The sequence below is a fragment of the Rhizobium sp. CIAT894 genome (genome assembly GCF_000172795.2).
Lineage (GTDB): Bacteria > Pseudomonadota > Alphaproteobacteria > Rhizobiales > Rhizobiaceae > Rhizobium.
This window is the reverse complement of the sequence record NZ_CP020947.1, coordinates 3,167,495-3,190,139: the sequence shown is the minus strand read 5'-3', so window position 1 is coordinate 3,190,139 and position 22,645 is coordinate 3,167,495. Positions and strand designations below refer to the sequence as shown.

Annotated in this window: 20 protein-coding genes; 10 read left to right on the top strand and 10 right to left on the bottom strand. The window is 60.0% G+C overall.

The window, feature by feature from the left end; all coding sequences use genetic code 11:
* Positions 1-291: 291 nt before the first annotated feature.
* Positions 292-1,206: an HD-GYP domain-containing protein gene (locus RHEC894_RS15835; protein ID WP_085737981.1), complete on the top strand. Its 915-nt coding sequence runs from the start codon at positions 292-294 to the stop codon at positions 1,204-1,206.
* Positions 1,207-1,284: 78 nt separating this feature from the next.
* Here the strand turns inward: RHEC894_RS15835 and RHEC894_RS15830 are convergent, their stop codons facing one another.
* The 6 genes from RHEC894_RS15830 to RHEC894_RS15805 all read right to left on the bottom strand — a co-directional run bounded on the left by RHEC894_RS15830 (position 1,285) and on the right by RHEC894_RS15805 (position 7,064).
* Positions 1,285-2,610 carry an aspartate aminotransferase family protein gene (locus RHEC894_RS15830; protein ID WP_085739011.1) on the bottom strand — a complete coding sequence of 442 codons (1,326 nt, stop codon included), beginning with the start codon at positions 2,608-2,610 and terminating at the stop codon, positions 1,285-1,287.
* 312 nt (positions 2,611-2,922) lie between these two features.
* Positions 2,923-3,240 (bottom strand): metalloregulator ArsR/SmtB family transcription factor, encoded by a 318-nt coding sequence (locus RHEC894_RS15825; RefSeq protein ID WP_085737980.1) that lies wholly within the window; start codon positions 3,238-3,240, stop codon positions 2,923-2,925.
* A gap of 117 nt (positions 3,241-3,357) precedes the next feature.
* A complete protein-coding gene (locus RHEC894_RS15820) occupies positions 3,358-4,107 on the bottom strand; it encodes a pyridoxamine 5'-phosphate oxidase family protein (RefSeq protein WP_010067735.1) in 750 nt (249 codons plus the stop codon).
* A gap of 31 nt (positions 4,108-4,138) precedes the next feature.
* Positions 4,139-5,191 carry a choline ABC transporter ATP-binding protein gene (gene choV / locus RHEC894_RS15815; protein WP_085737979.1) on the bottom strand — a complete coding sequence of 351 codons (1,053 nt, stop codon included), beginning with the start codon at positions 5,189-5,191 and terminating at the stop codon, positions 4,139-4,141.
* Positions 5,188-6,033, bottom strand: coding sequence for a choline ABC transporter permease subunit (choW, locus tag RHEC894_RS15810; RefSeq protein ID WP_085737978.1), 846 nt, complete (start codon positions 6,031-6,033; stop codon positions 5,188-5,190). The genes choV and choW overlap by 4 nt, the downstream gene beginning before the upstream one ends.
* 74 nt (positions 6,034-6,107) lie before the next feature.
* Positions 6,108-7,064 (bottom strand): choline ABC transporter substrate-binding protein, encoded by a 957-nt coding sequence (locus RHEC894_RS15805; protein WP_085737977.1) that lies wholly within the window; start codon positions 7,062-7,064, stop codon positions 6,108-6,110.
* A 236-nt stretch (positions 7,065-7,300) separates the two neighbouring features.
* Between RHEC894_RS15805 and RHEC894_RS15800 the strand changes: the two genes are divergently transcribed.
* The 3 genes from RHEC894_RS15800 to RHEC894_RS15790 all read left to right on the top strand — a co-directional run bounded on the left by RHEC894_RS15800 (position 7,301) and on the right by RHEC894_RS15790 (position 10,385).
* Positions 7,301-7,903, top strand: a complete 603-nt coding sequence (locus RHEC894_RS15800) for a thymidine kinase (RefSeq protein ID WP_085737976.1) — start codon at positions 7,301-7,303, stop codon at positions 7,901-7,903.
* Positions 7,904-8,039: 136 nt separating this feature from the next.
* Entirely contained in the window at positions 8,040-9,110 is a 1,071-nt protein-coding gene (locus RHEC894_RS15795) for a hypothetical protein (protein WP_085737975.1), read from the top strand.
* Between the two features lie 144 nt (positions 9,111-9,254).
* A complete protein-coding gene (locus tag RHEC894_RS15790; RefSeq protein ID WP_085737974.1) occupies positions 9,255-10,385 on the top strand; it encodes a DUF2333 family protein in 1,131 nt (376 codons plus the stop codon).
* Positions 10,386-10,396: 11 nt separating this feature from the next.
* Here RHEC894_RS15790 and RHEC894_RS15785 read toward each other — a convergent pair whose 3' ends face one another.
* Both RHEC894_RS15785 and RHEC894_RS15780 read right to left on the bottom strand, forming a co-directional pair.
* Positions 10,397-10,858: a PAS fold-3 domain protein gene (locus RHEC894_RS15785; protein ID WP_010069511.1), complete on the bottom strand. Its 462-nt coding sequence runs from the start codon at positions 10,856-10,858 to the stop codon at positions 10,397-10,399.
* Positions 10,859-10,892: 34 nt separating this feature from the next.
* Positions 10,893-11,618, bottom strand: a complete 726-nt coding sequence (locus RHEC894_RS15780) for a LuxR C-terminal-related transcriptional regulator (protein WP_085737973.1) — start codon at positions 11,616-11,618, stop codon at positions 10,893-10,895.
* Between the two features lie 331 nt (positions 11,619-11,949).
* Between RHEC894_RS15780 and RHEC894_RS15775 the strand changes: the two genes are divergently transcribed.
* On the top strand, positions 11,950-13,593 hold the full coding sequence (locus RHEC894_RS15775) for a hypothetical protein (RefSeq protein ID WP_010069513.1): 1,644 nt from the start codon (positions 11,950-11,952) through the stop codon (positions 13,591-13,593).
* A 67-nt stretch (positions 13,594-13,660) separates the two neighbouring features.
* Here RHEC894_RS15775 and RHEC894_RS15770 read toward each other — a convergent pair whose 3' ends face one another.
* Entirely contained in the window at positions 13,661-14,191 is a 531-nt protein-coding gene (locus RHEC894_RS15770; RefSeq protein ID WP_085737972.1) for a TIGR00645 family protein, read from the bottom strand.
* Positions 14,192-14,347: 156 nt separating this feature from the next.
* On the opposite strand from RHEC894_RS15770, the gene RHEC894_RS15765 reads away from it, so the two are divergent.
* Positions 14,348-16,027 carry a formate--tetrahydrofolate ligase gene (locus RHEC894_RS15765; RefSeq protein ID WP_085737971.1) on the top strand — a complete coding sequence of 560 codons (1,680 nt, stop codon included), beginning with the start codon at positions 14,348-14,350 and terminating at the stop codon, positions 16,025-16,027.
* 41 nt (positions 16,028-16,068) lie between these two features.
* Positions 16,069-16,362, top strand: a complete 294-nt coding sequence (locus RHEC894_RS33045; protein WP_164517693.1) for a hypothetical protein — start codon at positions 16,069-16,071, stop codon at positions 16,360-16,362.
* Here RHEC894_RS33045 and RHEC894_RS15755 read toward each other — a convergent pair.
* Complete coding sequence (locus tag RHEC894_RS15755) at positions 16,325-17,320, bottom strand: extensin family protein (protein ID WP_085737969.1); 996 nt, start codon at positions 17,318-17,320, stop codon at positions 16,325-16,327. The two genes, RHEC894_RS33045 and RHEC894_RS15755, sit on opposite strands and share 38 nt — an antisense overlap.
* Positions 17,321-17,567: 247 nt before the next feature.
* Here RHEC894_RS15755 and RHEC894_RS15750 point away from each other — a divergent pair, with 247 nt between their 5' ends.
* The 3 genes from RHEC894_RS15750 to RHEC894_RS15740 all read left to right on the top strand — a co-directional run bounded on the left by RHEC894_RS15750 (position 17,568) and on the right by RHEC894_RS15740 (position 22,636).
* Positions 17,568-19,826: a TonB-dependent hemoglobin/transferrin/lactoferrin family receptor gene (locus RHEC894_RS15750; RefSeq protein WP_085737968.1), complete on the top strand. Its 2,259-nt coding sequence runs from the start codon at positions 17,568-17,570 to the stop codon at positions 19,824-19,826.
* A gap of 269 nt (positions 19,827-20,095) precedes the next feature.
* Complete coding sequence (locus tag RHEC894_RS15745) at positions 20,096-22,285, top strand: anthranilate synthase (protein ID WP_085737967.1); 2,190 nt, start codon at positions 20,096-20,098, stop codon at positions 22,283-22,285.
* A gap of 111 nt (positions 22,286-22,396) precedes the next feature.
* Positions 22,397-22,636, top strand: a complete 240-nt coding sequence (locus RHEC894_RS15740) for a hypothetical protein (RefSeq protein ID WP_003561395.1) — start codon at positions 22,397-22,399, stop codon at positions 22,634-22,636.
* Positions 22,637-22,645: the final 9 nt, after the last annotated feature.

Below are 22,645 nucleotides of genomic sequence, written 5' to 3'. Positions count from 1 at the left end.
ATTTTGACGGGATTTCGCAAGATCATAACAAAACGGAGGAGAAATTGGGTCGATCCCGCCGGAAATTCAATCGAAATGGTTCTTTTTGTCGTGGTTTTGCGTTTTTTTGAGGCCGAGCTGCCAGGTGCAAACTCTGGTCGAGAAGGAAACCCGAATTCATGCGGCTCCTTCATATCTGGCATTAACCGTTAATTCGGTGGATTGTAGTAGAAGCATGCGACACGCAAATAGTGCTGCACTGCAAACGAAAGCTCCACGAATTATTGAGACGTATCGGGACTAGAGATCTGAATGCTCAAGCGTATCGACGCCAATCAGGTGCGTATCGGAATGTTTGTAGAGGCTATCGAGGGCCTGTGGCAGGATCCGCTTTTGTCGAAGCGCAGATTTTCCATTCGTCGTGAGCTCGACGCCGCAAAAATTCGGAAGTGCGGCACTGCCGTCGTCGTCATCAACACCAGCAAGGGCCTCGATACCAATGGGCTGCCGGGTCGTGACACCGAGGTCGATAGCAAGGCGGCGCGCGAAACCGTCCAGAAATCCGTACAGATGCTGGAGGAGGTTTTCGGCCGCGTGAAAAATGGTGAGGGAGTCACCTTCGAGCAAGTGGCGCCGGTGATTTCCTCCGTCTCCAAGTCGATGGATGAGAACCCTTCCGTTTTCCTGAGCGTGACGCGTCTGAAATCAAAAGACGAAGTGACGTTCCTCCATTCGATTTCGGTGAGTGCGCTGATGATCCTTTTCAGCCGTCATCTCGCACTCGATGAGGCAACGGTTCAGATACTCGGCACCGCCGGGTTGCTGCACGATGTCGGCAAGCTCGAAATTCCGCTGGAGATCCTGACCAAGGAAGGGCGCCTGGAAGAGGATGAGATCGGCTTGATGCGAAGGCATCCGGAGCAAGGACACGCAATCCTGCTGCGGCAGGAGGGCCTGTCTGAGATCGTTCTCGACGTCTGCCTCAATCACCACGAACGCACCGACGGCAAGGGCTATCCGCGTGGGCTGTCCGGCAGCGCGATCAGCTTGTATGTGCGTATTGCGACGATCTGTGATGTCTATGACGCCGTCACCTCGGTACGGCCTTACAAGGCGCCATGGAGTGCCAGCGATGCATTGAAATGGATGATGGGTGTCGAAGGGCACTTCGATCGCCGGCTCCTGAAGAAATTTGCCCTCTGCCTCTCCATCGCCTCAGTGATCTGAATTTTCTTTCCATAAACGAAAAGCCCGCGAGGACGATGTCCGTCGCGGGCTGCGGTATTGAAAGTCTTCCGAGCGTCTTCAAATATTGTTCTGCAGGATGGTCCGCAGCTTGCTGAACAGTTCGTCGATGTGGTGCTTCTCGATGATCAGCGGCGGCGAGAGTGCGATGATATCGCCGGTGGTGCGGATCAGCAGGCCGCTTTCATAGGCTTTCAGGAAAGCGGTGAAGGCGCGCTTGGTCGGCTCGCCGGCGATCGGATCGAGTTCGATCGCGCCGATCAGGCCGGTATTCCTGATGTCGATGACATTGGGGCAGTCCTTCAGCGAATGCAGCGCGTCGGCCCAGTAGTCGGAAAGCTCGGCGGCGCGGGTCAGCAGCCCCTCTTCCTTGTAGGTGTCGAGCGTAGCAAGCGCGGCAGCGGAGGCAATCGGATTGCCGGAATAGGTGTAGCCGTGGAAGAACTCGATCATGTGCTCCGGGCCGTTCATGAAGGCATCATGGATCTCGGAGGTGACGAAGACGGCGCCCATCGGAATGACGCCGTTGGTCAGTCCCTTGGCGGCGGTGATCATGTCGGGCTTGACGTCGTAATATTGCGCGGCAAAGGGGGCGCCGAGGCGGCCGAAGCCGGTGATGACCTCGTCGAAGATCAGAAGGATGCCGTGCTTGGTGCAGATTTCGCGCAGCTTCTGCAGGTAGCCTTTCGGCGGGATCAGCACGCCGGTGGAGCCGGCCACCGGCTCGACGATGACGGCGGCGACGGTGGAGGCGTCATGCAGGGTGACGATCCGTTCGAGTTCGGTGGCGATATCGCCGCCATGCTCGGGCTCGCCGCGGGTGAAGTTGTTTTTGCCGGGCTGGTGGGTGTGCGGCATGTGGTCGACGCCGGTCAAAAGCGTGCCGAACATCTTACGGTTGGTGACGATGCCGCCGACGGAGATGCCGCCGAAATTGACGCCGTGATAGCCGCGTTCGCGGCCGATCAGGCGGAAGCGTGAGCCATTGCCTTTCACGCGATGATAAGCAAGCGCCACCTTGAGCGCCGTCTCGACGGATTCGGATCCGGAATTGGTATAGAGAACGTGATCCAGGCCTTCCGGCGCAATATCGACCAGGCGGTTGGCCAGCTCAAAGGCCTTGGGATGGCCGAGCTGGAAAGCCGGCGCGTAATCGAGCTCGCCGGCCTGTTCGCGGATCGCCTCGGTGATCTTCGGGCGGCAGTGGCCGGCATTGACGCACCAGAGGCCGGCGGTGCCGTCCAGCACCTGACGGCCGTCATGGGTCGTATAATACATATCCTTGGCGCCAACGAACAAACGCGGTTCCTTCTTGAACTGGCGATTTGCTGTGAACGGCATCCAGAAGGCGCGAAGATCGTTGGGTGCATTGAGGCGATTGGACATGCTGTTCTCCTGGCCGCTGACGGCCCGTTTCCGGGGCTTCACGCCCATATTTTGACTGTCCGGTCAAATTATCAGGGCTTCCCAAGGCGTCAACGGGAAAAGTCCCGAAGCTTGCTTCCGGCAGGAGGCTCAAATTGCTTCGGTCCGCCGCGCCAATAACGGGGTCAGGGGATGTCAAAATAAAGATACGACCGGCAAACGTGAAATTTGCCGGTCGTACGAAAGGTTCAGGTGCTGAAATATCGTTGCCGTGCCTCCGGGAACATTCCCTTACGCCACGGCATCGTGCCGACATTCATGTCAGCGCTATCATCATGCCGCGGATCTGTTCCTGCTCGGCACGAGGTAGATGTCTTCGAGCGTCGCCAGGATCTTCATCACCGATTCGGAGGTGCTCGAATAATAGATGGTTTGCGCGTCTCGGCGGGTCTTGACCAGCTTTTGAGCGCGCAGCTTCGACAGGTGCTGAGAGAGAGCCGACTGGCTGAGGCCGACCTGCGTTGCAAGCGCGCCAACGGCCACTTCGCCCTTCACGAGGCTACACAGGATCAGCAATCTCTTGGGGTTGGCCATGGCCGACAATAACGCTGCCGCCACATTCGTGTGTTCGGCCAAATCAGTGGTTTCCATATTGTTATCTTCCTAATGCGAAACGTACATCACGTGTGTTGGCACAGGCCGCCTGTCGCGATTTTCACCCACACCTAAAAACTAGCAACTAGGGTCGAAGATTGTATATACCTAAATTTAAGGTATCGAGTATGCTATTTTAGATATGTTTGAACAAATGTGATCGGCCTCTCCAACGAGGGTTTCGAATTCATATCGCAGCAGAAAATCGCCGGAAATGAGGTCGAAACCTGAGGGATCGATACCACAAATGCGCCAGGAAGCCGATTCCGGCGCGTTTAACCTGCTAGCGAGGGTCTCGGCCACGTCAGGGTGGCGTTCTACTAAATCTCGCACTGCTTCTGCTGCTCCGGCGGCGATTTCCTCATTCGCGGCGGATTGGATGACGAGATCGTTTCCATCGAGTTGATAGGCGCGGCCGAAGCCGCCATTGAGGCTGGCCAATTCCGGTTTGAGACGGAAAAAGAGAAAATCAGGAAAATCGATATAAAGCTCTGCCTTGGTATGGCGAGAGAGAAAACGCGTGCGGATACGCTCGTAGAACGCGTGGCCACGCTCGACCGGCTCCGCCAGGCATTGGGTCGTCAGACGGGGGTAGGCGAGAGGATCGCCTTTGCCGGGCTCGCCGGTGAGCAGCGAGGCGCGCGCGTCCCTGGCGAGCGCTCTCGTATGGGCCGACAGCTTCGAAACAAGAATGACAGGACTGCCGTCAATATCGGTGGCGACGAGCACGCGGCTGGCGAAAGGAAAACCGGTCTGAGGGTCGAGAACGGCAAGCGCCGCGTGCCGCGCAGAGCGCAGCAGCACGCGGCCGAGCCTGCGGGCCTCGTCGTCGGTTTCGCGTATGGGCGAGGGCTGATCCTTCATATCCGCTTTGTGGCAAAGCGGATCGAAAACATCAAGCGTCCTCCTTACGACGATGGCGGGTGAGGCCGGCGACGATATCCTGGGCGGTGATGGTGCCGATGACCGCGCCGTTTTCCACGATGCCGATGCTGCCCGGCTGGCGGGCGAGTACGTCTAGGACATCGACGAGCGGGGTTGTGGCCCGGGCGGTGGCGCTGACGCTCATGCCGGCGGCGGTCTGGCCGAGGCCGGGCTGCATCACGTCGGCCGCCGTCAGCATGTTGATCGGATTGAGATGCTGCACGAAATCGGCGACATACTGATCGGCGGGGTTCTTGACGATGTCGTGCGGCGTCCCGCACTGGATGATCCGCCCGCCCTCCATGATGGCGATGCGGTTGCCGATGCGGAAGGCCTCGTCGAGATCGTGGCTGACGAAGAGGATGGTCTTCTTCAGCCGCCGCTGGAACTCAAGGAGTTCGTCCTGCAGGCGGGTGCGGATCAACGGGTCGAGCGCCGAGAAAGGCTCGTCCATGAGCAGAATCGGGGCGCCGGTGGCAAAGGCGCGGGCAAGCCCGACGCGCTGCTGCATGCCGCCCGAGAGTTCGTTGACCTTGCGATCCGCCCATTTTGTCAGGTTGACGAGTTCGAGCTGCTCGCCGATGCGGACCTTGCGTTCAGCCTCCGGCATGCCCGCGAGCTCAAGCCCGAAGCCGACATTCTCCGCGACCGTGCGCCAGGGCAGGAGGGCGAACTGCTGGAACACCATGGAGACGGTGTGGGTGCGCAGGTCGCGCAGGGCTTTGGCACTGCATTTGTAAGGGTTGACGGGGCCGGTGTTCGTGGAGACCGAAACGTCGCCGCGCACCACGGGAGCGAGCCCGTTGACGGCGCGCAGAAGCGTCGATTTTCCCGAGCCGGAAAGGCCCATCAACACGAGGATCTCGCCTTCCTCGATCGTCAGCGAGGCATTGGCGACGCCCAGCACCAGGCCGGTCGCAGCACCGATCTCGTCGCGCGTTTTGCCCTGGTCGGCCATGGCAAGGGCGGTTTCCGGCCGGTCGCCGAAGATGATGCTGACATTCTTGAAGTCTATCGCTGTCATGCGCCGTCTCCTTCGTCGCCTGCGCGGAATATGCGGTCGAGAATGATCGCCAGGATGACGATACAGAAACCTGCATCGAAGCCTTTGGCGATATTGACGGTGTTCAGCGCGCGCACGACAGGCACGCCAAGTCCGGGGGCGCCGACGAGTGCGGCGATGACGACCATCGACAGCGACAGCATGATGGTCTGGGTGAGGCCTGCCATGATCTGCGGCGCGGCGAAGGGAAGCTCGACCTTGCGCAGCACCTGCATCGGCCGCGCGCCGAAGGCGACGGCTGCTTCGACCAGGGATGGCGGCGTCGAGATGATGCCGAGGCGTGTCAGCCGGATGGGCGCAGGGATCGCGAAGATGACGGTCGCGATCAGGCCCGGCACCATTCCGAGGCCGAACAGAATCAGCGCCGGGATCAGATAGACGAATGTCGGGATCGTCTGCATGAGATCGAGCACCGGGCGCATGGCGGCATAGACCCAAGGGCGGCGGGCGGCGGCGATCCCGAGCGGAATGCCGATCACCATACAGACGAAGGTGGCGGCGAGCACGAGGGCGAGCGTTTCCGTCGTCTCCTTCCAATAGTCCTGGTTCACGATGAGCAGCAGCCCAAGACAGGTGAAGGCGGCGATCGCGATCGACCGGCGCAGCCAAAAGGCGATGGCGGTGATGGCGGCGATAACGATCAGCGGGTGCGGTTTCTGCAGGACGAAGAGCAGGCCGTCTATGGCGCTCGACAGCAGGAATGCCAGCTGATTGAAGAACCACTCGCCGTTCGAGGTCAACCAGTCCACGAAGGACTTGGCCAAAGGGCCGATGGGAATCTTAAAGTCGGTGATCCAATTCAAGAGCGCGCCTATCCAGAAAAAATCAACAATGGGACAAAAATGAAACGGGGCGGCGAGCCGCCCCGTTCATATCATCAAAGGCCGAGGCCGGTCTTGGCGGCCGCCAGCGCGTCGCCCTTGCCATCGCGGGTCGTGACGCCGGCGAGCCAGGGCTCGATGGCGGAAGGATTGGCCTTCAGCCATTCGGAAGCCGCAGCTTCCGGCTCTTTGCCGTCATTGAGAATCTTGCCCATGATGTGGTTCTCCATGTCGAGGGAGAACGTCAGGTTCTTCAGCATCTTGCCGATGTTAGGGCATTCGTCGAGATAACCGGCGCGCACGTTGGTAAACACCTTGGCGCCGCCGAAGTCGGGGCCGAAGATATCGTCGCCGCCGGTCAGATAGGTCAGCTTGAAGTTGGTGTTCATCGGATGGGGTTCCCAACCGAGGAAAACGACGGGCTTACCGGCCTTGTCGGCACGGGCGACCTGGGCGAGCATGCCCTGTTCTGAGGATTCGACGACTTCCATATCCTTGAGGCCGAAAGTGTTCTTTTCGATCATGTCCATGACGAGGCGGTTGCCGTCATTGCCAGGCTCGATCCCGTAGATCTTGCCGTCGAGATCGTCCTTGTGAGCGGCGATATCCTTGAAGTCCTTGATGCCGAGGTCTGCACCCTTGGCGTTGGTGGCGAGCGTGTACTTGGCGCCGACGAGGTTGGGGCCGAAGGATTCGACCGACTTGTCGTCGAGATAGGGACGGACGTCCTTCTCCTGCGTCGGCATCCAGTTGCCGAGGAAGATGTCGATGTCCTTGTTCTTCAGCGAGGTATAGGTGACCGGCACCGAGAGAACCTTGACGTCGGTCTGATAGCCGATGCTCTTCAGGACGACGGATGCGGTAGCCGTGGTGGCGGTGATGTCAGTCCAGCCGACATCCGAGAAGTGGACGGTGGAGCAGCTGTCGGGATCGGCGGCGAAAGCGGCGGTCGCAACGGAGAGGGCGGCGACGGCAGTTGCAGTGACGAGTTTGAATGCGCTTGTTGTTTTCATTTTAGACTCCCAGTCTTTAGGTCCCCAAGCCAATCACCAATAGCCGAGTTTGACAAGCGACCTCCGTGTGTTTGCGTCGTATCGACGGGTGCGATTGCGACGTCTGCAGATTTTTCGTTCTGTCCGGTTTTCGAGGCTTTCGGCGGTTTCTGGGCGTCGATTCCTGTGATTATTGCCGCTACGGGGCTTTTCTTTGCCAGTTGGAGCTTTCAATAAACCGATTAAGGAGAAATCGGATGGCAAAGCTCTATTTCAACTACTCGACGATGAACGCCGGCAAGTCGACGATGCTGCTGCAGGCCTCCTATAATTATCAGGAGCGCGGCATGCGCACGGTGCAACTGATCGCCGCCTTCGATGAGCGCGCCGGCCGCGGCGTTATCGGCTCGCGGATCGGGCTGGAGGCGAGCGCCATTCCCTTCGAGCCGGACGAGGACCTGTTCCAACTGATTGCGAGCTTGAGCGGAGACGGGGCGCCGATCGCCTGTGTCTTCGTCGACGAGGCGCATTTCATGACGCCTGTCCATGTCTGGCAGCTTGCCCGGGTCGTCGACAGGCTCGGCATTCCCGTGATGGTCTACGGGTTGAGGACGGATTTTCAGGGCAAGCTGTTTCCGGCCTCGCAGGAGCTGCTGGCGATCGCTGATGAAATGCGCGAGGTGCGCACGATCTGCCATTGCGGGCGCAAGGCGACGATGGTGGTGCGGCTCGACGCGGCGGGGAACGTGCTGCACGAAGGCGCGCAGATCGATGTCGGCGGCAATGAGAAATATGTCTCGCTCTGCCGCAGGCATTGGGATGAAGCAATGAACGGGGCCTGGATCGCCGAGCCGGTCTGAGGTCGCGACGTCGCCTGTTTTCTTTGGCGCGGCAAACGATGTGGTTTTATTTTACGCAATGCCGGACGGAAAACCGTTTCGCACTTTTCCCCGAATTGCACTAGCTTGGCAAGCACGAGATTCCCTGGAGAGCCTGGTGCGCAAACCTCCGCCATTCGACAGCCAGTACGAAGCCGCAGGCGGCCTTGCCGAGAGGATTGCGGCCGACGGAGCCTATTGCGTGGCCTGCATCCGTGCGTTCAACGGTGACGAAGTGCGGTTGGCCGACGAGATCTTTCTCGAACAGAATGGTCGTTTCCAGGCCCATATCGCCGACAATGCGGCGTTGGATGCACTGCTTGCCGAACTGGTCTTTTCGCTCGACCGGATGACGGCCGAGGTTTCGGCCGATCTCGACAGGTTCCGCGGCCTGACGCTGCGCGAAAAAATGGCCGGCTGGACCTCGCGGCAGCGGATGTGGCGCATGTATACCGAACGCGTGCGCGAGGCGCCGGTCATTGAACGGCTGCTCGACCTTCTGGCGAAATCGGATGCTCTCGCCAGGCTGATCGCCAGCCAGCGCAGTTCGATCGTCGAATGTCACAAGGCAGCCGAACGCGGCCTCGTCGATATCGTCGAGCAACGGCGCCGGCTGGTCGATTCCATCGATATCGCCCGCCTCAAGATGAAGGAGCTCAACGCCAAGGCGCTGATAACGCAGGGCCGGATCGGCGTCTACGGCAACAGGGCGCATTGGGAGCAGATGGAGGCCGAACGGCGGGCGCTGAAGGCGGAAGCCGAGCGGATTTCGGCCGAGGAGCACGAGATGCGCGACGACAGCCAGCGGCGCGAGCGCTTCATCGGCCTGTTCCAGGCCTTTGTCGATTCGCTGAACGGCCGAATTGCCGCCTGCAACGTGCTGCTGCGCAAGCTGATGATCGACGTCGAGGAGCGGCTGATCATCTACCAGGCGCAGGTCGATACCGACCGGCCGGGAATGAAGATGCGGATCAAACCCGAACTCTTTCCCGATATCGCCCCGCCGATCAGGTTGTTTGAGAAGGGCATGCTGGTCGCCCAGGATCTGGAGCGGCGCAAAAGCCGTGCCGATCTCGAATGCGCCGGCAGGTTTCCGACCTATGGCGTACCGCCGGAAACATCGGGAGCGCCTCTGATCGACACCGCGCGCAGGTCATTCCGTTTCAGTCTGTCTTTCCTGCGTCCCTGAGCCGCAGGCTGCGGTTCGCGCGCTTTTGCGCGATGAGCTCTTCGGAAAATCGAAGCGCTCGTGTTGTGCTCGGCCCATCCAGCGCATATGTGATGCAAAGGGCCGAAATGTCCTGATGTTCGCCTCGCCTGACAGGAGCCGACGATGCTTGACCGGATAGCCGGTTTTTTCAGACTGATCGGCCAAATGATCGGTCGCTGGGCCCGCCTGTTTTCCGCCTGGGTCTTCTGGCCCTTCCTTGCCGCGCACGGCTGGTATGAGCGCCGGAGCTGGATGATCCGGCTGCCGGTTATCGCACTCGTGGCGCTCTTCGTCGTACTTTACGGCTATTTCTTCTGGCAGACGCAGGTCTGGACGAATTTCAACACCGCCTTCGTCGACCAGTACCGGCTTTCCGAACGCAAGGTTCCCGCCGGGCAGGAGCTGCCTGCTGCCGAGGGAGCCGGAACGGCGGCCGCCAAGACCTGCCAGCGCTCGGCCATCGTCGACGTTACGGCCGACCTGACCGATTTCAATGTCAACCAGAATGCATGGATTTCCTCCATGCTGCTTTACAAGATGGGCTTTTTCGGCATCGACTGGGATCACACGCCTTTTCTCGACAACAAGGCCTCGTTCCAGCGCGGCATCAACCAGGCGGTCCGCCGGACGTCGGCGGAGCTTGTCGATACGCTCGGGCGCGTGCGCGGCACTTCGGGCATCAACAACGATCTGCAGCGTGCGCGAGGCAATCTGCAGTTCGACGAATACAGCTGGTATTTCGGGCTCAATCCCTTCGGCCCGAAGACACCGACGCCTTCCTTCTATCGCACGGCAATCGGAGATCTGCGCAAGTTCAACACCGATCTCGCCGCCTGTAACGCCATTTTCGATGGCCGCGCCGACAACCTGATGCAGTTCATCGACCGCATCGCCAACGATCTCGGCAGTACTTCCGATATGCTCGCCGAACGCTCGGAGCACCACAATCGCGGCTGGTTCGATACACGCGCCGACGATCGGTTCTGGTTCGCCTACGGCCAGCTCTATGCCTATTACGCCATCCTGACCGCAGCGCAGGCGGATTTCTCGCAGGTGGTGCAGGAGCGTAATCTCGGCGCGATCTGGGGCGGCACGACGCGGCAGTTCCAGGCAGCACTGCGCATTCAGCCGGCGATCATCTCGAACGGGCGCGAGGATGGGTGGATCATGCCGAGCCACCTCGCCACCATGGGATTCTATATTCTTAGGGTGCGTTCGAACCTGGTGGAAATCCGCTCTGTGCTCGATCGCTGAGCACTCTCGAATTAGCGGGGTATCGTATTGTGCTCGAAGCCGACGACGCCCAGCTTCTCGACGAACTCGTAAGTGATGCCGACGATGCTGCCGCCGCTTTCACCGTCACGAAAGCGGCCGACGCTGCGTACCAGCTTGTAGCCGCCAAGCCGGTTGTCGACGCGGTAAACGAAATGGAAGCCGAGGCGGTGAAGGCTCGCCTCTTCGAACGTCTGGGCGATCAGGCTGCGATCCTCCGCGTGGATGCGCGACATCAGCTCCGCCAGGTTGACGGGGCCGTTGCTGTAGGGGAGGTCGAAGATCGTGTGCACATCCTCGCTTGCGAAGAAATGACCTGTTTCGATGTCGATGCGCCAGAGGCCGAATAGGCGATAGGCGACAAGCATCTGGACGATTTCCGCATCGGTGATGCCGATGTGGGCGCGGGATTGCTCTGCCTTGTCAATGACGGGCTGTTCGAAGCGAAAAGACACGATACCCCCAGATCACGGGACGACGTGCCGACTCTCAGTTGATCAGCTTCAATCGAATTGCCTTCGCGACCAACTGGGTACGGTTGACGCAATCGAGTTTTTTGATCGCGTTCGTCATGTAGGCGTTCACGGTATGGTCCGAGAGGGTCAGAATCTGGCCGATTTCGATCGAGGTCTTGCCCTGGGCGGTCCAGCGCACAACTTCCAGCTCTCGGATCGATAGCGCGTTATGCGTGCATTCTTCATTGCGCTTCACTGCATTATACGCATCGAGTGCATGCAGAATGATCATTGCCAGTTCATTGACTTCGCTCTGGGCAAGTGCGGCGCGCTCGCCGCAGAACCAGAAGACCAAACGCTGGCCGTCGGCTGTAATGGTCGGCATGGCAATGCCTGCCGGTATGGCGTGGCGCAGCATCAAAGCACGCAGTTCTGCGGGGAAGGCCTGACCATTGACCGCGTCGTTGAGGTGCCAAACCGGCGGGACCGCGGACTCCCTCAGCCGCAGGCCAAATGGACAGCCGCGCATCATGTGGGCGCGGTCGAACTCCCTGATATAGGCGGCCGGAAGCGACGTTTCGATCAGCAGGGGCCTCAGCAGGAGGTCTTCCGAAGAGGGGGCGTGCATCAGCGTCGCATGTGACAATCCGAAGGCAGACGAGACCCTGCCGAGCGCCTGGGCAAACAGGCTGCGCGTTCTTGCCCCGGCAAGTTCCGCCGAAAGCAATGACTGTCTTTCAGAGGTGGTCATGTAAGACATATGTACGCCCCCGGGCAGCCTAATGTTACCGCTATCAAATACGGAAAACCCGTTGGATGCTAGTCCCAATTGGCTTCATGCGAGCCGATTGACCCAAATTGTGAAGAATTAGTCACAATTGCGCGCGCTTCGGTTGAGTTGCCGTCGATAATAGTAGCGTTCTGGTATCGGTAACATCTTGCATGACTGGATGGTCATGAGTTCGCTTAGGCCTGATGGTAAGGGAATCACTTCGGGAAAGAGGCTGGGCGACACTGCCATCGAAATCGACTTGCTGCCGTTCAGTGCAATTGCTAAGCCTGCTTCCATGTATAAATGAGGCGATTTAATCGTGCGCTTTGCAATTTCTGTTTTTATGAAGCATCTGTTTTCTCTGATATTACTTGCCTTATTTTTTCTGAGCTTGTCGATCGGGGCCGCGACCTCGCAGGCCGCCGAGCAGAAGAAGCAGACGGGGCAGCCCGCGATGCGTTTCATCATTGTACGCAGCCTCCTCTGCATGGAAGACTGTCCTGAATGGATCTCGGCAGAGGGGCGAATAACCTCCGATACTCCCGCCCAGCTCAGAAAAGTTCTGAAGAAAATCGGAGACCGGAAACTGCCTGTCGTGTTCCAGTCGGAAGGTGGCGAGGTGGATGCTGCCTATGCGATGGGCCGGATGATCCGCAAGGCAGGCCTGGAAACAGCCGTCGGGGGCACCCGACTGAAGGACTGCCCGGCGGATGATGCGCGTTGCGCCGCGGCTATCGCTAAGGATGGCAGCTCGGTCGGCGTCACCTATTCGGACGGCGCATACTGTTTTTCCGCATGTCCCCTGGCTTTCGCCGGCGGCACCTCGCGCGTCTCGTCGCAATGGGCCTTCATCGGCGTGCACCAGATCACGACCGTCTACAACAAGGTGCGTATCTCCTATCGTATCGAATACAAGATCGTGAACGGCAGGAAGCAGGAAATTTCCCGCAAGGAGGTTGGACGCAAGGCGGTGGGGCAGAGCAGTTCCACCAAGCTCGGCAAGAAGGCCACCGCTGCCTTGACGAGCTATTTGAAGGAGATGGGCGTTAGCGGCGATCTGATCGCTTTGATGATGAGCACGGCTCCGGATCGCATCACGATCGTGCCACCCGCGGATGCACTTCGCATGGGGCTGAACACCGACATGCTGGCTTACAATGAGTGGCCGGGCATGCCGCTCTGCGTGCCGGGTGCAGCCGCCGATGCCATCTGCCACAGCCGTTCGGCGGTCGACGCGCTCGCGCAGGCTGCAGCCGCAAGCGACAAACTGCCGACACCCCATTCGATGGATTTTCTCCTGATGTATCATGGCAATTGCCAGGAGGAGTGCACGCAGTGGATTTCTGCGGAGGGAGACATCGCGCCGGATACCCCGACTCGGCTGAAGGCGATCTTGAAGACGCTCGGCGACAGAAAGCTGCCAATCGTCCTTCAGTCCAATGGCGGGGACATGGATGCGGCTTTCGCAATGGGGCGCATGATCCGTGCCGCCGGTGTGGAGACCTCGGTTGGCAGAACGCGGTTGCCGAACTGTCCGACGCTGAACCCGCGTTGCAAGGCGAGCATGGCCAAAAGCGGACCGACCGGCGGAGAGGTCTCTGCGGGCGGCGCATACTGTCTTTCGACATGTACTCTCGTGTTGATGAGCGGAACGCCGCGGATTATCGGATATTCCGATATCGGCTTTGCGAGACCCACGGCGGCTGAAGCTACGAAATTCTTCGCCTATTTCGACGAGATGGGCGTCAATGCCGAGTCTTTCGAGACGATGATGCTCGCGGCCCCGATCGAGCGAAAAGAAATTCCTCGTGCTCAGGCGCTCGAGCTCGGCATCGTCAATGGCATCATCCCTTATGGCGATGAGCCCGGCGATCGCCTGTGTGGACCCGATGCCAAGGAAAGTCTTCGATGCCCCAGAAAAGCTGCGGCCGAGATCGTTCCTGCTGCTGCAGCCGCGAATTGATGCGGAAAACAATGCATTGACGGCCGGTGTGCCCGCTCACCGATGTGGCCACCGGTTCGTCGTCGCTCTATCCCTTGTCCTTCAAGTCATTCTTCGAGGTCACGCTCATCAGCTTCTCCAGGAAGCCGAGCATGACGGCGGAGGCGACGAAGGCGAGGTGCATGAGGGTCAGCCACATGATCTTGCCGTCCTCGTATTTGTCGGCATTGAGGAAGACCTGCAGCAGGTGGATGGAGGAAATGGCGACGATCGAGGAGGCGACCTTGATCTTCAGGCTGCCTGAATCGAGCTTGCCGAGAAAGGAGACTTCGTTGTCGGCTTCGCTGGCCTCGTCGAAGCGGCTGACGAAATTCTCGTAACCCGAGATCATCACCATGACGATCAGGCTTGCGACAAGGGCCGCATCGATCAGGCTGAGCATGGCAAGGATCATCTCCGCCTCATCGAGGGCAAAGACGCCGGAGGCGATCTTCAGGAGCTTGTAGCCGAAGGAAACGGCATAGACGGCGAGCGCCAGTACCAGGCCGATATAGAAGGCGACGAGGATCCACCGGCTCGACAGGATAATGCGCTCGATGATCAATTCCAGTGCTTTCATGTCTTCATCCTGTAAAACTGCGATCGTTGCTCGCCACATAACCGTCCAGCGTGGCGGCCGCAAGGCGAGCACTATTCACAGCTTGCCGATATTTCGATATCCCATTGACGAGGACAAACGCCTTCGCGCCTGCGGAGGCCGGGACGGGGGACATCGATGCCATCCATCAAATCCGATATCGAGATCGCGCGCGCCGCGGCCAAGAAGCCGATCTTCGAGATCGGGGCGAAGCTCGGCATTCCGGCCGAGCAACTTGTCCCCTACGGTCACGACAAGGCGAAGGTCAGCGCCGAGTTCATCGCGGCGCAGGCGGGCAAAAGGGACGGCAAGCTGATCCTCGTCACCGCGATCAATCCGACGCCGGCGGGCGAGGGCAAGACGACAACGACTGTCGGGCTTGGCGACGGGCTGAACCGGATCGGCAAGAAAGCGATCGTCTGCATCCGCGAGGCTTCGCTCGGCCCCTGCTTCGGCGTCAAGGGCGGGGCTGCCGGCGGCGGTTATGCGCAGGTCGTGCCGATGGAAGACATCAACCTGCATTTCACCGGCGATTTCCATGCGATCACCTCGGCACACAATCTGTTGGCGGCGATAATCGACAATCACATCTATTGGGGCAACGAAGAGAATATCGACATCCGCCGCATCACCTGGCGGCGGGTCATGGATATGAACGACCGGGCGCTGCGCAGCATGGTCTCCTCACTCGGCGGCGTCGCCAACGGCTTCCCGCGCCAGGGCGGGTTCGATATCACCGTCGCCTCCGAAGTGATGGCGATCCTCTGCCTTGCCACCGATCTCAAGGATCTGGAGCGGCGGCTCGGCGACATCATCATCGGCTACCGTTTCGACAGGACGCCGGTGCATGCGCGCGACCTGAAAGCCGACGGCGCCATGGCGGTGCTGCTCAAGGATGCGATGCAGCCGAACCTGGTGCAGACGCTGGAGAACAATCCCGCCTTCGTGCATGGCGGCCCCTTCGCCAACATCGCCCATGGCTGCAATTCGGTGACGGCGACGAAGACGGCGCTGAAGCTTGGCGACTATGTGGTGACGGAAGCGGGCTTCGGGGCCGATCTGGGAGCGGAGAAATTCTTCGACATCAAGTGCCGCAAGGCCGGACTCAAGCCGGATGCGGCCGTCATCGTCGCGACCGTCAGGGCGCTGAAGATGAATGGCGGGGTGAAGAAAGAGGATCTCGGCACGGAGGATGTCGCGGCGCTGAAGAAGGGCTGCGCCAATCTTGGCCGGCATGTCGCCAATGTGCGCCGCTTCGGCGTGCCCGTCGTCGTGGCGATCAATCATTTCGTCTCGGATACCGATGCCGAGATCGCGGCGGTGAAGGAATTCGTCTCGCGACTCGGTGCCGAGGCGATCCTCTGCCAGCACTGGGCGAAGGGATCGGCCGGCATCGAGGAACTGGCGCACAAGGTGGTGGAACTGGCCGAATCGGGCCAGGCGAAATTCCAGCCGCTCTACGGCGACGACATTTCGCTGTTCGAGAAGATCGAGATCGTCGCCTCGAAGATCTACCACGCCGGCGAGGTGACGGCCGACAAGGCGGTGCGCGACCAGTTGCAGACATGGGAGGAGCAGGGCTACGGCAAGCTGCCGGTCTGCATGGCGAAGACGCAATATTCCTTCTCCACCGATCCGAACCTGCGCGGCGCGCCGGAAGGCCACATCGTCACGGTGCGGGAAGTGCGGCTTTCGGCCGGAGCCGGCTTCGTCGTCGCCATCACCGGCGAGATCATGACGATGCCCGGCCTGCCGAAATCACCCTCGGCGGAGCGGATTTTCCTGAACGACCAGGGTTATATCGAGGGGCTGTTCTGATCCGGGGATGACTTGGCTGGTTGTCTCAATAGACGGAGACGATGGTTTTTCTCTTGTTCGGGGCCTATGAGCATCCAGAGGACAAGCCGTTCCAATGTGCCTGTGAGCAGCATCCCGACGGCAAGAAACCAATGCAGTTTGCCGGTAAAAACGAATCCAATGCCCAGGAAAAAGAGAGCCAAGATCGCGTAACATGCGATGATCTTCATACGCGACGAACCCTTCCCCTGACATTCTGCAGCTTTGATTTGGGTATTTCGCTGCACGATTCAAGCGGGGATCGCAGCCACGGAATGATCAATGGCAATAGCGATAGCCGCCCTTTCGCTCGATGACGTCGAGATGGAAATGGGTTTCATGGGCGGCGTCGCTTTCGGGGTCGAGGACGGTGGTGAAATAAAGGCAGCCGGCGGCGCTGACGGTGCGCTGGAAGGCGCCGGTCAGCGTCGGATCCTCGCGGCGGGAGCGGACAGCGACATCCTCGCCCTTTTCGAAATGGAAGCTTGTGATATCGATGGCGTTGCCGCGGGCATGTTCGGAGATCTTGCCTGTTTCGGCGCTGTTGCGCAGGCGGCACATATAGGACGTTGCCTGGTTGACTGTGGTGATGCGGCCCTGTTCCGGCAGGGCGGCCGAGGCCGCCGGAATAACGCTTTCCTTCATCCAGCGGGCAAGGGCAAGTGCGGCCGGGCAGCGCATCGTCGCTTCAGGCTTCAGTTTGATGCCGGGTAGGGCTTCGGAGACGGTGATCGGCTTGTCGATACCGCAGCCGTTGCCATCGTCGATGCGCGGCGCTTCCTTGAAGATGACACCCAAGGCCTGGAGTGCGGCGGTGCATTCGGCGTGTTCCGCGTCACTTTCGGGTTCGATCGTCAGATGTTGCTCTTCGAGCGTCTGTTCGGCAGGCGGCTTGTTTTCTTCCACCGGTGTCTGCGGGCTTGAGACCCCGCCCGGCGGCAGCGGCGGGCCCTGCACCGGTTCTGACGGCTCCGGCTTTGCCCGTTCGGGTTTTGCTGGTTCGGGCTTTGTCGGTTCGGTTGGGGGCGCCGTCGGCTGGTCGGGCGCGGGTGTCGTCGGCTCTTTCACGTCAGGTTTTGGCTGAGGTGCCGGTACATCAACCGGCGCAGGCGGTTCAGTCTTATCAGGAAGCGGGGCGGGAGCTGTCATCTCCCCGGCGTCGGGTCGAGGTTGGGGTAAGGGGCCATGCGGGGGCAGGCGGGCGCCGGTAAGAAAGGCGGTAGCGGCGAGGATTGCCAGTATCGAAAGTGTTCTCAACGCATCCGGTTCCGTCATGTCGATAGCGCAAGATATAACGCATTGTGGCGGTTTTCGTTGCAATTGCGCAACGCCCGCAAAGATCATTAAAACTTGAATATATTCAACATAAGTTTCCGCATTATCTTGACATATCAACTCATGTTTTTTATGCGGCGAAAAGAAGGCGAAATTCCGCGTCTTCATCCGCAAAGCCCAGCCAGCCCCTCGAGCGTTCGACGCGCCACGACCAGCCAGCCCGGTAATCATCATGAGAGGGTAGGTTATGATCGTCCGGTATTGGCGCTCGGTTCTATTGGTCTGCACGGCAGCCGCAGTTGTTCTTCCTGTTTCGCAGTCTTTCGCGCAAAGCGCTGCGGCAACCACGCCGCAAGCGACGACGGAGGACAGCACCGTCCTGCAGAAGATCGTCGTCAAGGGCAAACGCGTGGCGCCGGGCAGCGTCGCCGATACGCCGCTGGCGACGGAGATCACCCAGAAGCAACTGGAAGAGAAGCAGGTCACCAATTACGACGATATCGGCCGTAGCGTCGATGCGGGCGTGAACTATTCGCGAGGCGACGCAGGCTTCAACCTGCGCGGCCTTTCCGGTGCTCGCATCCTGACCACCATCGACGGCATTCCGATCCCTTATATTTCGAACAGCTCGCGCCAGGGTGCTTTTGCGCCTGCTAACGCCAATGGCGGCGGCGACACCTTCGATTTCGACTCATTGTCCTCGCTCGATATCGTGCGCGGCGCGGATTCGAGCAAGGGCGGTTCGGGCATGCTCGGCGGCGCCATCGTTCTCAATACCTTGGAACCGGAGGATCTCATTCCTGAAGGCCGCGATTGGGGCGCGATCGTCAAGTCGACCTATGACAGCGAAGACAGGAGCCTTTCCGGCTCAGCCGCGGCTGCCAAGAAGATCGGTGGTACCTCGATCCTGTTCCAGGGCGGCTACCGCAAAGGCCATGAGCGGGCGAACATGGGCAATAATGACGTTTACGGTCGTTTCCGCACAGAGGCGAATCCGGCTGACTTCGATCAGAACAACCTGCTCTTCAAACTGCGTCAGGAGCTGGAAGGCGGCCATCGCATCGGCTTGACTGCGGAACGGTTCCGCCGGGACCTTGAAACCGACCTGCGCCACCTTCAGGGGGGAACCAGCCCTCGTAACTTCATGATCGACAATTATGACGGCCGCGAACTGCGTGACCGCGATCGTGTATCGCTCGACTACGATTATGAAGCGCAGTCTTCCGACGCCTTCTTCAGCAGTGCGCGCGCCACCCTTTATTGGCAGGATTTGAAGAAGGAAGCCGGCAGCGGGGGCCGTACGACCGCCAATGTTGCCTATGGCCGCAACAACGAGGTCGAAAACGAAACCTGGGGCTTCAGCGGCACCGCGACGAAGGATTTCGAATATTCCGGCCTCAGCCACTCGGTTCGCGTCGGCCTCGATGTCGGCGTCTCCAGCTGGAGCCAATATAGCTGGGCTCTGTGCCCCACGTCGACGACTTGCCCGTCGCTGAACAATCAGGCGGAAGTGCCCAATGTGGACAGCCAGAACCTTGGGCTAGTGGTCGAAGACAAGATCGAGATCGGCAATACCGGCTTCACGCTGACGCCCGGCTTCCGCTTCGATTGGTTCAACTACGATCCCACGACCGGCGGCGGTTTTGCCAACAATACCGGCCTTACCCGTTTCGGCGATCTTCGCGAGCGGACGGAAGCCGCCATGTCGCCGAAGATCCTTGCGACATACGACCTGACGCCTGATATAGAGCTCTATATGCAGCTCGCGGTCGGCTTCCGTGCGCCCACCGTCGACGAGCTTTACAGCCGCTTCTACAACCCTACGGGCCGCTACGCCCAGCTCGGCAATCCTGATCTGGAACCGGAAATCGGTCGCGGCATCGAAGTCGGCGCCAATTTCGACACGGGCGATTTTACCGGCAGGGTCGCGGCTTTCCATACCCGTTATCAGAACTTCATCGAGACGGTGACGAGCGTCGACTCGACCGGCTTCACGGAGTTCAATTACACGAACGTGGCTGCAGCCACGATCTCCGGCATTGAAGTCAGTGCAGCAAAGACCTTCGGCAACGGTATCAATCTGCATACTTCGCTTGCCTATGCCTATGGCAGGAACGAAGAGACCACCCAGCGCCTGCGCTCGGTGGCGCCGTTCAAGGCGATCGTCGGCGGCGGCTGGAGCAATGAGACCTTCGGCTTCGATCTTTCCTCGACGCTTTCAGCCGGTATGCTGACCGACCACCTCGATACACCAATCACCAACACCGCCGACACGACCTTCGATGCGCCCGGCTATGCCATCGTCGACCTGACCGGCTGGTGGACGCCGGAACAGCTGCCGGGCCTGCGCGTTCAAGCCGGGGTCTACAACATCTTCGACCAGGAGCACTACAACGCGCTCGCCGTGCGCGACGTCAATCTCAGCTCGGCGACGGCGTCGCAGCCGCGGGAGTGGTATTCCGAGCCGGGCCGTACCTTCAAGGTCTCGCTCACCAAGACGTTCTGATTACGGATTACGCGTTCAAGGTTGGGGGCAGGGGCGGCTTTCGGGCTGCCCCTTTCATTCCCGCGATCGCCTCTTGCGCAATGGCCGATCTCAGGCTAACAATTTTCCATGATCAAGTCCTTGAACATTGCTGTTTGGTGGTGGGCTCGCTAAGGCGGCCTCGACCAATCGTGTCCAAAGACGACGACGAGTGAGCCGCCCGAAACTTCGAGGCGGCTTTTTTGTTTTATCGCCGCCTGTCGTCCGGGCCCCGATAACGGAGTGGAACAATGGTAACGATCCTGCGGGATGATGGTGCAGAAATCTACGAGACCAAGGGCGGCATATCCGTCACGCGGCAGCGGCGGGCAATCCCCTACGGCGATGCGGTCTCTTCCTATATCGACAAGCTCGACGAACGCCGCGGCGCTGTGTTCTCGTCGAACTACGAATATCCTGGACGTTATACGCGCTGGGATACCGCCGTCGTCGATCCGCCGCTCGGCATCTCCTCCTTCGGGCGCGACGTCTGGATCGAAGCCTATAATGAACGCGGCGAGGTCATCCTCGGCTTTGTGGCCGAGCGGCTGAAGACGGTGCCCGAGCTCGTGCTCGGCGCTTCCTCCGCCCGCCGCCTCGATCTTTCGGTCAAGAAGCCGGACCGGGTATTCACCGAGGAAGAGCGCTCGAAGATGCCGACGGTTTTCACCGTGCTGCGCGCCGTGACCGACCTCTTCTATTCGCAGGCGGATGCGAGCCTCGGGCTTTATGGCGCCTTCGGCTACGACATTGCCTTTCAGTTCGACGCGATCAATCTGACGCTGACGCGGCCCTCGGACCAGCGCGATATGGTGCTCTACCTGCCGGACGAGATCCTCGTGGTCGACAATTACGCCGCCAAGGCCTGGGTCGACCGTTACGATTTCGAAAAGGGCGGCGTGTCGACCGAGGGCAAGGCAGGCGATATCGCGCCGGAACCCTTCAAACACACCGATTCCATTCCGCCGAAGAGCGATCACCGGCCGGGCGAATATGCCGAGCTCGTGACCAAGGCGAAGGAAAGTTTCCGCAAGGGCGACCTCTTCGAAGTCGTGCCGGGGCAGAAATTCATGGAGCGCTGCGACAGCAAGCCTTCCGACATTTCCAGGCGGCTGAAGGCGATCAACCCGTCGCCCTATTCCTTCTTCATCAATCTCGGCAACCAGGAATATCTGGTCGGCGCATCGCCCGAAATGTTCGTGCGCGTGTCCGGCCGCCGCATCGAGACCTGCCCGATTTCGGGCACGATCAAACGCGGCGACGATCCGATCGCCGACAGCGAGCAGATCCTGAAGCTTTTGAATTCCAAGAAGGACGAATCCGAGCTGACCATGTGTTCGGACGTCGACCGCAACGACAAGAGCCGCGTTTGCGAACCCGGCTCGGTCAAGGTGATCGGCCGCCGGCAGATCGAGATGTATTCGCGCCTGATCCATACGGTCGACCACATCGAAGGGCGGTTGCGCGACGATATGGATGCCTTCGACGGTTTCCTCAGCCACGCCTGGGCCGTCACCGTCACCGGCGCACCGAAGCTCTGGGCGATGCGCTTCATCGAGAGCCATGAAAAGAGCCCGCGCGCATGGTATGGTGGGGCGATCGGCATGGTCGGCTTCAACGGCGATATGAATACCGGCCTGACGCTGCGCACCGTGCGCATCAAGGACGGCATCGCCGAGGTGCGCGCCGGCGCGACGCTGCTCAACGATTCCATTCCAGAGGAAGAAGAAGCCGAAACAGAATTGAAGGCCTCCGCCATGCTTTCCGCCATCCGCGATGCCAAAACGGGCAATTCCGGCAAGATCCAGCGCGACGTCGCAAGCGTCGGCAAGGGTGTCAGCATCCTGTTGATCGATCATGAGGACAGCTTCGTTCACACGCTCGCCAATTATTTCCGCCAGACCGGGGCGACGGTTTCGACCGTGCGCACGCCGGTGCCGGAAGAGATCTTCGACCGGCTGAATCCTGACCTCGTCGTGCTGTCGCCGGGACCCGGAACGCCCAAGGATTTCGACTGCAAGGCGACGATCAAGAAGGCGCGGGCGCGCAACCTGCCGATCTTCGGCGTCTGCCTCGGCCTGCAGGCGCTCGCTGAAGCCTATGGCGGGGAACTGCGCCATCTGGCCCTGCCGATGCACGGCAAGCCGTCGCGCATCCGCGTGCTGGAACCGGGCATCGTCTTCTCCGGCCTGTCGAAGGAAGTGACGGTCGGCCGTTATCACTCGATCTTCGCCGATCCTTCGACGCTGCCGCGTGAGTTCATCATCACGGCGGAAAGCGAAGACGGTACGATCATGGGCATCGAACATGAGAAGGAGCCGATCGCCGCAGTGCAGTTCCATCCGGAATCGATCATGACGCTCGGCGGCGATGCCGGTATGCGGATGATTGAAAATGTCGTGGCGCATCTGGCCCGCAAGGCGAAGACGAAGGCTGCTTGATGGCTATCCGCCCCGCCCTTCCTTGTCACGGGAAGGGCGGCGGCCATTCAGCGGTTGACTTTATCAGGCAAATCAGAACATTTCAGGAACGATCAACCGGGAATTATCGCCGTGGCCAATGCTGAAAAGTTCATCGTGCTCCCTTACCGCAAGAACCGCGGCAATCTTGTGCCCGGCGAAATGCGCCAGGCGTCGAATTCCGTCAGCGCTGAAAAGATCGCCTCGGCGATGGCTGAGCGGTTCGTCGGCGTGGCGGCCTATGCCGTGATCGTCGACGAAGAAACCGGCGACATGTCCTCACCGCGACTGCTCGCACGATATGGCGAGATTGCTGATCTCAACGCTGCCTGAGGCGACGTT